At 73.9% G+C, this 13,167-nt stretch carries 8 protein-coding genes; 2 read left to right on the top strand and 6 right to left on the bottom strand.

Features of this window, described 5'->3' with window-relative positions:
- Positions 1–38: 38 nt before the first annotated feature.
- Together ACIPPS_RS32290 and ACIPPS_RS32285 are read right to left on the bottom strand one after the other, a co-directional pair.
- Positions 39–1,772 (bottom strand): hypothetical protein, encoded by a 1,734-nt coding sequence (locus ACIPPS_RS32290; RefSeq protein WP_401439649.1) that lies wholly within the window; start codon positions 1,770–1,772, stop codon positions 39–41.
- Between the two features lie 95 nt (positions 1,773–1,867).
- Positions 1,868–2,803: a GntR family transcriptional regulator gene (locus ACIPPS_RS32285; protein ID WP_401439647.1), complete on the bottom strand. Its 936-nt coding sequence runs from the start codon at positions 2,801–2,803 to the stop codon at positions 1,868–1,870.
- Between the two features lie 148 nt (positions 2,804–2,951).
- Between ACIPPS_RS32285 and ACIPPS_RS32280 the strand changes: the two genes are divergently transcribed.
- Both ACIPPS_RS32280 and ACIPPS_RS32275 read left to right on the top strand, forming a co-directional pair.
- Positions 2,952–3,809, top strand: a complete 858-nt coding sequence (locus ACIPPS_RS32280) for a (2Fe-2S)-binding protein (protein WP_401439644.1) — start codon at positions 2,952–2,954, stop codon at positions 3,807–3,809.
- 215 nt (positions 3,810–4,024) lie between these two features.
- Positions 4,025–5,125 carry a DUF2637 domain-containing protein gene (locus ACIPPS_RS32275; RefSeq protein ID WP_401439642.1) on the top strand — a complete coding sequence of 367 codons (1,101 nt, stop codon included), beginning with the start codon at positions 4,025–4,027 and terminating at the stop codon, positions 5,123–5,125.
- Between the two features lie 86 nt (positions 5,126–5,211).
- Here ACIPPS_RS32275 and ACIPPS_RS32270 read toward each other — a convergent pair whose 3' ends face one another.
- The 4 genes from ACIPPS_RS32270 to ACIPPS_RS32255 form a co-directional block, all read right to left on the bottom strand.
- Positions 5,212–5,679: an ATP-binding protein gene (locus ACIPPS_RS32270; protein ID WP_401439640.1), complete on the bottom strand. Its 468-nt coding sequence runs from the start codon at positions 5,677–5,679 to the stop codon at positions 5,212–5,214.
- Between the two features lie 61 nt (positions 5,680–5,740).
- On the bottom strand, positions 5,741–7,483 hold the full coding sequence (locus ACIPPS_RS32265; RefSeq protein ID WP_401439637.1) for a pyruvate dehydrogenase: 1,743 nt from the start codon (positions 7,481–7,483) through the stop codon (positions 5,741–5,743).
- A gap of 27 nt (positions 7,484–7,510) precedes the next feature.
- Positions 7,511–9,109 (bottom strand): protein phosphatase 2C domain-containing protein, encoded by a 1,599-nt coding sequence (locus tag ACIPPS_RS32260; RefSeq protein ID WP_401439635.1) that lies wholly within the window; start codon positions 9,107–9,109, stop codon positions 7,511–7,513.
- Positions 9,110–9,217: 108 nt separating this feature from the next.
- Complete coding sequence (locus tag ACIPPS_RS32255; RefSeq protein WP_401439632.1) at positions 9,218–12,982, bottom strand: S8 family serine peptidase; 3,765 nt, start codon at positions 12,980–12,982, stop codon at positions 9,218–9,220.
- Positions 12,983–13,167: the final 185 nt, after the last annotated feature.

Here is a 13,167-nt window from a genome sequence, read left to right as displayed (position 1 = left end):
GGCGGGCCGTTCGGCCAGGCGGCCTCCGGCGCCCGCCCTCACCCGGCCGTCGGACCCCGACGGCGTGGGCGTACCCAGCCGGGTACGCGCTCCAGGCAGAGCAGGGCCTCGTCCGTCCCCACCATCACCGCCCCGTCCGGGGTGACCGCCACCGCGCGGACCAGGGGGCCCGGGCGGAAGGGGAGGCGGCTGCGGGATTCCAGGTCGTGCAGCTCCACCAGGCCGTCCGCCCAGGCGATCGCCAGCAGCGGGCCGTCCGGGGTCTCCGTGGCGTGCGACGAGACCACCGGGACGCGGCGTTCGGCGATCGGGGTGGGGTCCGGGTCCCGGCCCGGGATCCAGCGGCGCACCGTGCCGTCGTGGCCGCCGCTGCAGAGGAAGGGCCCGGTCGCCGTCTCGACCGCGGTCACGGTGGTGACCCGCCCGCTGTGCAGGGCGGCCTGGTGGATGCCCGTCAGGCCGAAGGCGTGGACCGAGCCGAGCCGGTCGCCCACCACCACCGAGCCGCCGATCGCCGCGAGCGCCGTGCCCGGATGCCGGGTGAGGGTCGTCGCCACGGCCGCCGTGAGCCGTTCCAGGTACGGCGCCCGCGGTTCGGGCCCGGGCACGGGCAGCAGCCGGCCTCGTTCGTCCAGGAGCAGGAGCGTGCCGTCCGGCGCCGGCGCCAGGGCCTTGATCCGGCCGCCCGAGGGGCTCCGCAGCGGCGCGCCCAGGGTCGTCGCGTCGCCCGCGCCGAGAAGCTGGACGGCATCCGTCGTACCGGCCACCAACAGGCGGTCGTCCGACACCCCCAGGGCCGTCACCGGACCCGGCCACGGCGGGGCCACGTCGCCCCGTACGCGGCTCCACCGCACCCGCCAGGGCGCGTCGGCCGCGAGAGCGCGCAGCACCGGACGGAGCCGCGGGTCCGCCCCGTCCCCGAGTGCGGCGAGCAGGACCACCGCCCGGTCGGCCGGTCCCTGGTCACGGCAGAGCGACTGCCCGGTGCGCAGCCACGCCGACCGCAGGCCGCCGCGGTCGTCGCCGGGTCCGGTCACGTACGCGGTGGTGACGCGCAGCGGGTCCGCCGCGCAGACCGCGACCGGGTCGGACAGGTCGACCGCGTGCCGCGCCTCGTACGGCTCCGCTCCCGTCGCCCCGCCCCACTCCCCGCCCCCGCCCTCGTCCCAACTCGGCTCCCGGCCGCCACCCGTCCCCGTACCGGCACTCGTTCCCGTACCGGCACTCGTTCCCGCCCCCGGCCCGCGCCCCTCCGCACCGTCCAACCCCCCGTCCAGCTCCACCACCGTGACGCGGCCCGAGGCCGCCAGGAGGTCGTACGCCGGTGTGCCCTTGCAGGTCTCGACGACCAGGCGGACGCGGCCCGACGCGACGAGTTCGGCGATCAGTTCGGCGATGGCCTCCGGCTCCGCGGCCGCGTGCAGGTCCGGCAGGACCAGGGCCGCGCGGCGCGCCTCCGTGGTGGCGACGGACCGGACGAGCTCGCCGGGCGTGCGGGCCACGACCCCGAGCCGGTTCGCGATCGTCCAGGCGGCGCCCAGCGCGCACTGGCCGGCGAGCGGGATCAGCTCGCGCGCCGCGCGCCTCCTGCGCGCGCCCGCGCGCGTACCGTGGGCGGCGAGCCAGGCGAGCAGCGCGGACTTGCCCCGGCGGGGGCCGCCGACGACCAGGCAGAGCCGGGGCGCCTCGGGGTCGGTGAGCCAGCCGAGCAGGGCCGCCGCCTCGGCCTCCGTACCGGAGGCTGGGCGGTCTCCGCGGACGGATCCGGTCACGGGCACCTTCCCCACGCCGAGGAGGGGGTCGCGGACGGCATGGGACACCTCACGGGCGGCGCTGTGCGGACGGACGACGGCAACGACCTTAGTCGTCAGTCCGCCGATCCGGTGAAATGCTCCCTGACAAGTGACTGTACGACGGTGACGTCCTGGGCGATCAGCGCGTCCAGGAGGGCGGTGTGTTCCGCCGCGTCCGCCACGAGGTCGCCGTGCCGGATCACCGGGCCGCTCACCAGGGGCCATTGGGAGCGCCGGTGCAGGTCGTCGGCGACGGCGAGGAGCTGTTCGTTGCCCGCGAGGGAGAGGACGGCGCGGTGGAAGGCGCGGTCCGCCTCGGCGTAGTGGGCCCGGTCGCCGCGGGCGGCGGCCGTCGCGGTGGCCTCGGCGAGCGGCTTGAGCTCGGCCCAGCGGGCGGCCGGGACCGTGCGGGCGAGCCGGAGCATGACCGGGACCTCGATGAGCGCGCGGACCTCGGCCAGCTCGGCCAGTTCACGCGGAGTGCGCTCGGTGACCCGGAATCCCCGGTTCGGGACGACCTCCACGGCCCCCTCGACGGCCAGCTGCTGCATCGCCTCCCGCACCGGGGTCGCGGAGACGCCGAAGCGCTCGGCGAGCACGGGGGCGGAGTACACCTCGCCGGGAACCAGTTCGCCGCCGACGAGCGCGGTGCGCAGTGCCTGGAGGATCTGGCCACGAACGGAGTGGCGCCGGACGGGACGCGGGGATCCCGCCGCCGGCGCAGGTCGGGGTGCGGGGGGCTCGCTGTGCGTGTGCTCGCCCCGTACGGGCGACCCTGCCTCGGCCCGGACGGCCGCCGCGGTCCCGCCCCGTACAAGCGCCGCAGCCTCGCCCCGTAGGGGCGTCGGCTCCTCGCCCCGCGTCTGCTCCGGGACCCGTACGGGACCGCCGTACGAGGGATGCTGCGCGTGCGGCGGACGCGACCGGTCGGCCGCTTCGCCCGCGCAGGCGCCGGTGTCGGGGTCGGCGGCGGCGCCGGTCGCCCGCTCGCGCGCTCTGCCCTGCTCCACCCGGGTCCTCCTGCGGGGTCGTGCCGGGCCTGGCTCGCGATACCGAGGCCCCCTGTGCACCATAGGCGGACGGGGCCGCAGTTCAAACCTCGAACGCATCGGGTAAGGTAAGGCTAACCTGCTAACGATCGCGATTCGGTGGTCCCGTATGGCCCTCCCCGCCCTGCTTCCCGCCCCCCTCACCTCCTCCGTCGCGGCCTCGTACGCCCGCCTCGGCGAGGTGTTCCCCAGCCTGCGGATAGAGGAGCTGGGCAGCCGCGACCAGCTGCCGCGCGGCGCGGGCTGGGTCGGGGCGGACGAGCTCGCGGCCGGCGGCGCCGCCCTCGACGCCTTCCTGGCCTGGGACAACGCGCAGGTGCTGCGGGACTACGGCCGGCAGGCCCGCCCCGACGTGATCGCCAGCTTCGGCCTGCACCGGTACGCGTGGCCCGCCTGCCTCCTGGTCACGGTCCCCTGGTTCCTGCACCGCAGGGTCCCGCGCCTGCCCGCCCGCAACGTGGCCTTCCAGCGGGCCCTGGGCCGGATGGCCGTGCGGATCGAGGAGTTCACCTGCCTGCCCGGCGACCCCGCCGCCGAGCTGCCCGGCGCCCGGGTCGTCCCGGACGAGGAGGCGCTGCGCGCCGAGGTCAGGGACGCGCTCGCCGAGCACTTCGAGTCCATCCTGGCCGGCTTCGGGCCCCGGATGCGGCGCGGCAAGCGGGCGCTGTGGGGCATGGCGACGGACGAGATCGTCGAGGGGCTCTGGTACATCTCGGCGCTGCTCGGCGAGGAGGAGCGGGGGATGGCAGAACTGGAGCTGCTGATGCCCGGCACGGCCAAGCCGTACGCCGGGGCCGCGAGCTTCCGCGCGCTGCCGGGGGCCGAGGAGCCCGACGGCACGCCGCGTGCCACCCGGGACCGGGCCACGTGCTGCTTCTTCTACACGCTGCGCCCCGAGGACACCTGCCTGACGTGTCCGCGGACGTGCGACGCCGACCGGGTCCGCCGACTCACCGCGACGGCCTGACGGTCCACCTCGACCCCGCCCGATTACGCCACTCGTACGAGTGGCGTGAATCGAACACAACTCCCTTGCCCCGCCCCGGCGTTCGACCGGATCGCACCTATTCGCATGCCGTCCCACCCCGATGGCGTGCTCTTGCCGGGAAACCACGTGGGGGCCCCTCGGGGTCGGCCAGTATGGGCGCCCGAAACGCCCTACTGCGATGCAAGGGACACCGCATGAGACTGACCGACATATCGCTGGACTGGCTGCTTCCGGGTGGCGTCATGGTGGCCGGAGTCCTGACGGCGGTGGCGGTGCTCGCGCGCGGCAAGCGCGCCGGTGACCAGGCCGCGGCCGAGGACTCCTGGGAACGCAGTGAGGAACGCCGCCGACGCAAGGAAGCGGTCTACGCGACCGCCTCGTACGTTCTGCTCTTCTGCTGCGCGGCCGTCGCCGCCGCGCTCTCCTTCCACGGTCTCGTCGGCTTCGGCCGGCAGAACCTGAATCTCACCGGGGGCTGGGAGTACCTGGTCCCCTTCGGCCTCGACGGCGCGGCCATGTTCTGCTCGGTCCTCGCGGTCCGCGAGGCGAGCCATGGCGACGCGGCCCTCGGCTCGCGGCTCCTCGTCTGGACGTTCGCGGGCGCGGCCGCCTGGTTCAACTGGGTGCACGCGCCCCGGGGCCTGGACCACGCGGGCGCGCCGCAGTTCTTCGCGGGGATGTCCCTCTCGGCCGCGGTCCTCTTCGACCGGGCGCTCAAGCAGACCCGCCGGGCGGCGCTGCGCGAGCAGGGCCTCGTACCGCGTCCGCTGCCGCAGATCCGGATCGTACGGTGGCTGCGGGCGCCCCGGGAGACCTTCGCCGCGTGGTCGCTGATGCTGCTGGAAGGCGTACGGACCCTGGACGAGGCGGTCGACGAGGTCCGGGAGGACCGGCGCGAGAAGGAGCAGAACCGGCACCGCAGACGCGAGCAGGAGAAGCTGGACCGGGCGAGGATCAAGGCGCTCAACCGGCAGCACCGGGCCTTCGGACTCGGTCGCGGGGGCGGGGGTGGCCGTCAGGTCGACGTGCCGTCCCTGAACTCCGGCCAGAGCGGGGCGACCCCGTCCCTGAACTCAGGCGCGGGCTCCGCGACGTCGTCCGTGGGGGCCGCCGTCGCGGAGCCCGCCATAGCCGACCCCGGACAACTGCCGCTTCGACACCGGCCCTCCCTCCAGGCCGTCAAGGGGGCTGAGCCCCGGACGGTGGACCTCACCGCCGAGGACGACACCCAGACGCTGCCCCGGCTCGACTCGCTGGAGCGCAAACTGAAGGACCTGGAACAGCAGTTCGGCTGACCGTGATGTGCGCCCGGGGCGGTCCCCGGGGCGCGGGGACGTCGGCCGGAAGGATCGGCGGGGCCGCGTGGGAGCCCGAGGGGCGCTCACGCGGCCCCGCCGTTCAGTTCGAACCACACCACCTTGCCCACGCCGTGGTCCTCGACTCCCCAGGAGTCGGCCAGTTCCTGGACCAGGACGAGGCCCCGGCCGTGGGTGTCGTCGCGCTGCGGACGGTGCCCGTGCGTACCGCCGTCGGCGAACGGTACGCACGGCGCCGACGGAGCGGCGGGGCCGGAGAGGCCGGAGACGAAGTCGCGTACTTCCACGCGCAGGCTGTCGGGCACCACGGTCGCGGTCACCACCGCGCCGTGGTCGGTATGGATCAGCGCGTTCGTGACGAGTTCACTGGTGAGCAGCTCCGCGACGTCGGAGGCGCCCGGCTCGCCCCAGGCCCGCAGCATCCTGCGCAACGCGTGCCGTACCTCCGGCACCGCGGTGAGCTCCGCGCATCCCACCTTTCTGAGCAACTGAGTCGGCTGTCGTGCCTCCCCGGCCATATCCCCCACCCACATGTCGGTACACATCTCCTCGAACAGGTTCACGGGGATGCATGCCCCACCGGTGGGCTCGCATTCATGGCCTCGGCACGTTGCGCAGGTTCGAGCGGGCCATCTGGAGCATGCGGCCGACCCCGCCGTCCAGGACGATCTTGCTCGCGGAGAGCGCGAACCCGGACACCATCTCGCGGCTGATCTTCGGTGGGATCGAGAGGGCGTTGGGGTCGGTGACGATGTCGACCAGGGCCGGTCCCTTGTGCTTGAAGGCGTCCTTGAGGGCGCCCGCGAGTTGCTTGGGCTTCTCGACGCGCACGCCGTAGGCACCGGCCGCGCGGGCGACGGCGGCGAAGTCGGGGTTGTGGTTGTTCGTGCCGTACGAGGGGAGGCCCGCCACCAGCATCTCCAACTCGACCATGCCGAGAGCGGAGTTGTCGAAAAGGACGATCTTCACCGGCAGGTCGTACTGGACCAGGGTGAGGAAGTCGCCCATCAGCATGGAGAATCCGCCGTCGCCGGACATCGAGATCACCTGGCGGCCGCGGTCGGTGAACTGGGCTCCGATGGCCTGCGGCAGGGCGTTCGCCATCGAGCCGTGCGAGAACGAACCGATGATGCGGCGACGGCCGTTGGGCGTGATGTACCGCGCGGCCCACACGTTGCACATGCCCGTGTCGACGGTGAACACCGCGTCGTCGTCGGCGAGTTCGTCCAGGACGGAGGCGACGTACTCCGGGTGGATCGGCACGTGCTTCTCGACCTTGCGGGTGTACGCCTTGACGACCCCTTCGAGCGCGTCGGCGTGCTTCTTCAGCATCTTGTCGAGGAACCGCCGGTCCGACTTCGCCCGGACCCGCGGCGTGAGGCAGCGCAACGTCTCCCGCACGTCGCCCCAGACCGCCAGGTCCAGCTTGGAGCGCCGTCCCAGGTGCTCGGGCCGGATGTCCACCTGGACGATCTTGACGTCGTTCGGCAGGAAGGCGTTGTACGGGAAGTCCGTGCCGAGCAGGATCAGCAGATCGCACTCGTGGGTGGCCTCGTAGGCCGCTCCGTAGCCGAGCAGCCCGCTCATCCCGACGTCGTACGGGTTGTCGTACTGGATCCACTCCTTGCCGCGCAGCGCGTGGCCGATCGGCGCGTTCACGCGCTCGGCGAACTGCATCACCTCGGCGTGCGCGCCGGCGGTGCCGCTGCCGCAGAACAGCGTCACCCGATCGGCCTCGTCGACCATCCGCGCCAGGGCGTCGATCTCGGCGTCACCCGGACGGACGGTGGGCCGGGACGTCACGAGGGCGGTCTGCAGGGCTCCTTCGGGCGCGGGCTCCGAGGCGATGTCGCCCGGAAGGGCCACGACGCTGACGCCGCTCTGCCCGACGGCGTGCTGAATGGCCGTCTGGAGCAGGCGCGGCATCTGCTTCGGGCTGGAGATCAGCTCGCTGTAGTGGCTGCACTCGGTGAAGAGCCGGTCCGGGTGCGTCTCCTGGAAGTAGCCGAGGCCGATCTCGCTGGAGGGGATCTGCGAGGCCAGCGCGAGGACCGGGGCCATCGAGCGGTGGGCGTCGTACAGGCCGTTGATCAGGTGCAGGTTGCCCGGCCCGCAGGAGCCGGCGCAGGCGGCGAGCTTTCCGGTGATCTGCGCCTCGGCGCCGGCGGCGAAGGCGGCGACCTCCTCGTGCCGGACCTGGACCCAGTCGATGTCGGGCGTACGGCGGATGGCGTCGACGACGGGGTTCAGGCTGTCGCCCACCACGCCGTACAGACGGCGGACGCCGGCCCGGACGAGGATGTCGACGAACTGTTCAGCGACGTTCTGTTTGGCCATGGATCCATCAACCCATGGGGCGGACCGTTACGCCTCCCAGACGGCCACCGCTGTACGGTCGTCGGCGTACCCCTTCACCCTCAGCTGGGTGTCGGCGAGGTAGGCGGCGAGCCCGGGCGGCTCGGCGGACGCCCAGCGCTCGGCCAGCTCCTTGGCGAGGGCGGGCTCGCCCCGCATCGGCTCGGCGAGACCCTTCGAGGCGAGGAGCAGGGTGTCGCCGGGTCGGGCGACGGAGGCGCGGAAGCGGAACGGTTCGGCGGGCGGCGCGGTCTCCGGGCGGCCGGGGGCCCGGGCAGGGTCCTCCGCGAAGGGCGCGCCGGGCGCCGCCCCGAGCACACCGAGCCTCATGGTCCGGCGGTCACCCTCGGCCGTCTCGGCCGGCGGGGAGCCGAAGCCGACCACCGGGGCGCCGGTGAGCGCGGCGGGCTCGGGCAGCAGCGGCTCGATGTCCTGCCAGGCGCCGTCGCGGAGCCGGAAGAGGCCGCCGGGGCCGACGCCGAAGAAGACCCGGGTGCGGCAGTCGGGGTCGGCGCAGAGCAGCAGACAGCGCAGGCCGGCGGTGTACTCCCCCGGCTCGACGCCCCGTTCCGCGGCGCGGGCGCGCAGCTTGCCGTACGTACGGTCCGTGAGGCGCTGCAGCCCCGACTTCAGGTCGCCCCGGCGGCCGGAGCGGATGTCCTCGGAGAGCCGGGCGTGGCTGCGGCCGACGGCCTCCGCGATCCAGCGGCAGGCGTCGGCCGCCGCGAGGTGCGCGCCCTCGGCGGCGCGGGCCCCGGTCGCCACGGCGACGAGGACGAGCGCGGCCTCCTCCTGGCCGAACCGGGCGGTGAGCAGGGCGTCCCTACGGGGTTCGCCGCGGTAGCGGGCGGAGTCGCCGCGCTGCGAGACGGCGCGCAGGGTGTACGAGCCGTAGCGCGCGCCGTCGAGGACGGTGTCGGCCACCAACTCGCCGAGCTGCCCGGGCAGGGCCGTCGGCAGCGCGGTCGGCTCGGCGTCGTAGGTGGGCGGCCGGTTGCCGACGTGCGCGGTACGGGGACGGGGCAGCGGCCCGGGCAGGTCGCCCACGAGCGTGGCGTCCGCGTCGGCGTCCGCGCCCGGGGGTACGGGCGGCGGGGGCGGAGGCGGGTCGCCGACGGGCGGGGCGGGCGGGTGGGGCGGTGGCGCCGGGAACGAGCGCGGTGCCGTACCGGACGCGGTGGGGCGGGGGGCGCCGGGGTCGGAGGGGCGGGCCCCCGGGTCGGAGGGGCGGGCGCCCGGGTCGGAGGGGCGGGCGCCGGGGTCCAGGGCGAGATCGAGGTCGAGGCCGGAGTCGGCGTCGGCGTCGGCGTCGAGGCCGAGGCTGCCGGTTGCCGGACCGGGGTCGTCGAGGGGCTCCCAGGGAGCCCGGGGCGCGCGCGGCTGCGCCGGAGGCGCGACGCGCGACGGGGGCGCCTCACCCGTCGGGGGCGCCGTGCCGCCCGGTGCCCCGGGAGGTCTGGTGCCCGTCGTCGGGAGCGGCGCGTCCGTCGTCGCTCGGGATGCCGAGTCGAAGCGGTCGTCGAGCGTGTCGCCCGTGGTCGTCGGGACCGTGTCCGGCGCCGACTCGTCGTAGAGCTTGTCCCACCAGTTGTCCCCCTGCTGAGTCATGCCCATATTGTCCACCGCACAGGCCGTCAGAAAACGGGACACGACGAAAAAGAGGTCCGCCGGGCGACCCCACCCCCCACGGGAAGGACGCCCGGCGGACCGGCGTGATCAGCGCACGTCGTAAGCGCGGACCACGGTCTGGGTGACGGAGTTGCCCTGGGCATCCGTCAGTTCGGTCTTCAACGTGACCGGCCGGCCGGACGCGCCCGCGTGGTGCACGGTCGCGGTCCAGGTGCCGCCCCGCTGGGAGACCTGCGCCTCCGTCCAGGTCGTACCGCCGTCGTAGGAGTACGAGAGCCTGGCAGAGGTGAGCGCGGCGGGCGGGTAACCCGCGTGACCCGTCGCGGTGAGGCCGATCTTCTGGCCGTCGGTCGCGGCGAGGGTCTTCAGTCCGTCCTCCGGCAGGTCGTACCGGGGGAAGAGAATCGGGATGCCTTGAGAGTAGACGCTCTCGTCGAGCTCGGAGGTGAATTCCCAGACCGAGTTGACGGATGTGGAGCGGTTCCACACCTTGCTGCCGATCTTCGTGATGTTCTGTTCGAGCGTGTACGTGCCGCGCTCGGACGGGACTTCGAACACCCCGGACGGCCATCCGGTCTCCCCGAGCAGCTCGCCGTCCCTGCTCAACCGGAGGTTGCCGATGTCCCCGAAGGATCCGGGCTGGGAGTAGTGGGTGCTGTCGCCCCACAGGGAGTCGGCGAAGCCGATGAGGTCGCCCTGGCGTTCGGCGACGAGGAGCGGCATTCCGGCCGTGTCGCGCGGGGCGGTGGGGGCGACGACGCCGTCGTACCAGCGTTCGGTACGCCTCTCCCCCGCCGTGTACGCCCGCTCGGTCCCGATCATGAACTCGCCGAACGGGAAGCTGGACGACAGCATCTGGTCCCACCGGGTGTCCCCGGCCGTGTAGTACTCGGTCCGGGTGCCCGGCGCCGGGACCGGCTCGATGGCGCCGAAGGAGACGGACGTACTGTCCGGCCGATGGGCGGCGGCGTTGTCGATGAAGTCGGTGGCGACGCCCATGGAACCGTAGGTGGACTCCGTACGGCCCAGCTGTGTGTCACGGACCCGGTAGGTCTTGTCGTCGCGGATCTGGCCCGCTTCGGGGAACGCGAGGTTGTAGAGGTACGGGCTCTTGGCGGTGGCCTTCCAGGCGAGGGTGACCGCGCCCGCGGAGAGCTTGGCGAGGAGCGTCGCCGCCTCGGTCGCGGGGACGGCGAGGACCGGGAATCCGGCGCCCGTGAAGCCTGCCGTGGGGTACCAGCGGGCGGTCGAGGTGCGGTGCACGAGGACGGCGACCGCGCCGGCGGCCTTGGCGTCCCGGGCGACGGCCGACACGTTGGTGGAGGTGTCGGGTATCCGGACCAGGGCGATCCGGCCCTCGACGCCCGCGGCCGTCAGCTCCGCGGGGGTTCCGGTGCCCGCGTCGACGAGCCGGGCGGAGCCGGTGCCGTCGAGGTTGTCGGAGCCGAGGGAGCCGGTGACCGGGTGCAGGACCGTGCCGTCGGTGGTCTTCAGCGAGGCGATCTGCGGGGCGGTGGTGCGCCAGTAGCTGCCGAACTCGAAGTCGCCGTCGTCGGCGCGGCCTTCGACCGAGGCGTAGTAGCCGCGGATGGTGCGGGTGCCCGCCGCCGTTCCGGCGTGCAGCCAGGTGTCCCACGAGCGGGAGAACGCCAGGGTGGTGCCACGCTGCTCGCCGGGCCTGTCGGTCCGCACCGACAGCTGGTGCGCCGTGCGGGCGTCGAGGACGACGGTGGCGTCCCTGGTCACCTCCAGCTGCGGGCGGGCCAGGTAGCTGAGCGTGTCGGTCAGGGTGGCGCCCTCGCCCGCGTCGGGGGTGGTGACGAAGGAGCTGAGGAAGTAGCTGCCGGGCCGCACCTGGAAGACCTGGTCCGTGGCGCCCTCGTTGAAGCGGCGCTCGCCGCTCGCGGTGTCGGTGCCGATGAGGTCCAGCGACGACGGGCCTGCGGCGGGCCTGCCCTGACGGTCGATCAACTTGACCCGCAGGGTGACGGTTTCGGGCTGGACGTAGAGGGAGAACGGCGTCGAGACCTCCAGGCCGTCGCGGCCGGTGGCGACGATCCGTCCGGTGACGTCGCCGTACTGGGCGCGCGCCAGCCGGGCGGTCGGGTCCAGTTCGAGCGGGACCTCGACGGTCGCGCCGGCGGGGACGGTGACCGTGCGCCTGTCGAGCCGGGCGACGGAGGACCGGACGCGGGAGCCGTCGTTGCCGGTGACCTTCTCGACGCCGAGGGTCAGGGTGACGGCCTTGGCGGAGGTGTTGGTGTACGGGACGGCGACCGAGGTGCGGTCGCCGCGGTCCTGGGGCCAGTTGAAGGTGCCGCCCTGGACGGCGGCGGCGCCGAGGACGGTCTGGTCGACCGCGGCCTTGACGTCGAGCCGGCCGCCGCCGACCTCGCGGACGTCGCCGGGGACGGCGCTCTCGGCGGAGGAGACGAGCGCGGCCTTGATCTGCCGGGCCGTCCAGTCGGGGTGGCGCTGCTTGACGACGGCGGCGGCGCCCGCGACGTGCGGGGTGGCCATCGACGTACCGGACATGGACTGGTAGGCGTACACGCCCCGGCCACCGACGGCGGCGGCGGATATGTCGACGCCGGGCGCGGCGATCTCCGGCTTCAGGGTGTGCTGGACGATCGTCGGACCGCGGCTGGAGAATGAGGCGGTGGAGTCGTCACGGTCGGTGGCGCCCACGGTCAGGACGTCGGCGGCGCAGCCGGGCGAGGAGACGGTGTTGAGCGTCGGCCCGGCGTTGCCGGCCGCGACGACGAACAACGTGCCCTTGTTCTGGGCGAGTTCCTGCGCGGCGACGCTCATCGGGTCGGTGCAGTCGGTGGGTTCGGAGCTGCCGAGGCTCATGGAGACGACGTCGGCGCCCTGCGCGACGGCCCACTCCATGCCGGCGATGATCCAGGAGGCGGCGCCGGAGCCCTGGTCGTTGAGGACCTTGCCGTTGAGGAGGGCGGCGCCGGGCGCGACACCCTTCTTCTTGCCGCCGCTCGCCGCTCCGGAGCCGCCGACGGTGGAGAGCGTGTGGGTGCCGTGGCCCCCGCGGTCCTCGGCGGTGTCGGAGTCGGTGAAGTTCTCCGATGCGACGATCCGCCCCTTGAGGTCGGGGTGCTGGGTGTCGGCGCCGGTGTCGAGGACGGCGACCTTGGTGCCGGTGCCGTCGAATCCCGCGGCCCACGCCTCGGGTGCGTGCACCTGCCGGGTCGAACGCTCCAGGGTGGCCTCGACCTTGCGGTCGAGCCAGAGCTTCGTGAGCCCGGAGGCGGACCGCGCGGTCGGGCTGTTCACGTCGGCCCAGAAGACGGCGGCCTGCTTCTTGTCGGCCTTGAGCGCGACTCCGTCGACGGCTTCGAGGACCTGACCGCGCCGGGCGCCGCGCGGGGTGGCGGGGACGGTACGGGCGAGGTCGGAGCCGTAGACCGCGATGAGGGGCAGGGTGGTGGTGCCGGCGTCGTCGTAGCCCTGCCTGATCAGACCGGTGACGTTGAAGAGCTCCTCGTCGACGCGGCCGGCGGCGAGCGCGGCGGTGGCTGTCTCGGGGTAGACGTACAGCTCGTGGCCGGAGCGGCGGGTCTGGACGAAGGGCACCGTCCCGTCCTCGCGGGGCAGCGCGGTGGCGGCCGGGTTACCGGCCGCGTCGCGGCGGACGAGGACCCGGTCACCGGTGACCAGCGTGACGGTGGCGGTCTGTTCCCCGGCGCGGTCGGCCCGGGCGGCCTCGCTGCCGACGAGCGGTCGATTGCCGGTCGGGTCGTCCTGCGGCATCGCGGCCGTGGACGGCGCGACCGCGGTGACGGCCAGGACGACGGCGGTCGCCGCTCCCCTGGCCGTACGCGAAATCGGGCGCATCGCTCTCCCCATCTGATTCCGGCGCACGGGCAGGCGAATGCCCCAAGTCCGGAGAGTGTCGGTGCTGCGGTGGCGCCACATTGGCAGAGGTGAGGGTGGTGCAGGGATGATGTGCGCGGCGGGAATGCGCCGTGGCCGATTCCCGCCAGGGCACCAACGGAACGAACGCGTCCGATCAACGTCCG

Source organism: Streptomyces sp. NPDC090127, from assembly GCF_044746945.1.
Lineage (GTDB): Bacteria > Actinomycetota > Actinomycetes > Streptomycetales > Streptomycetaceae > Streptomyces.
The sequence above is the reverse complement of the archived record's forward strand: the minus strand, read 5'-3'. Positions and strand labels throughout refer to the sequence as shown.

Coding starts and splice junctions, on each gene's coding strand:
- ACIPPS_RS32280 (WP_401439644.1), top strand. CDS start 2,952: ATGGCCCTCCCCGCCCTGCTTCCCGCCCCCCTCACCTCCTCCGTCGCG.
- ACIPPS_RS32275 (WP_401439642.1), top strand. CDS start 4,025: ATGAGACTGACCGACATATCGCTGGACTGGCTGCTTCCGGGTGGCGTC.
- ACIPPS_RS32270 (WP_401439640.1), bottom strand. CDS start 5,679: ATGTGGGTGGGGGATATGGCCGGGGAGGCACGACAGCCGACTCAGTTG.
- ACIPPS_RS32265 (WP_401439637.1), bottom strand. CDS start 7,483: ATGGCCAAACAGAACGTCGCTGAACAGTTCGTCGACATCCTCGTCCGG.
- ACIPPS_RS32260 (WP_401439635.1), bottom strand. CDS start 9,109: ATGACTCAGCAGGGGGACAACTGGTGGGACAAGCTCTACGACGAGTCG.
- ACIPPS_RS32255 (WP_401439632.1), bottom strand. CDS start 12,982: ATGCGCCCGATTTCGCGTACGGCCAGGGGAGCGGCGACCGCCGTCGTC.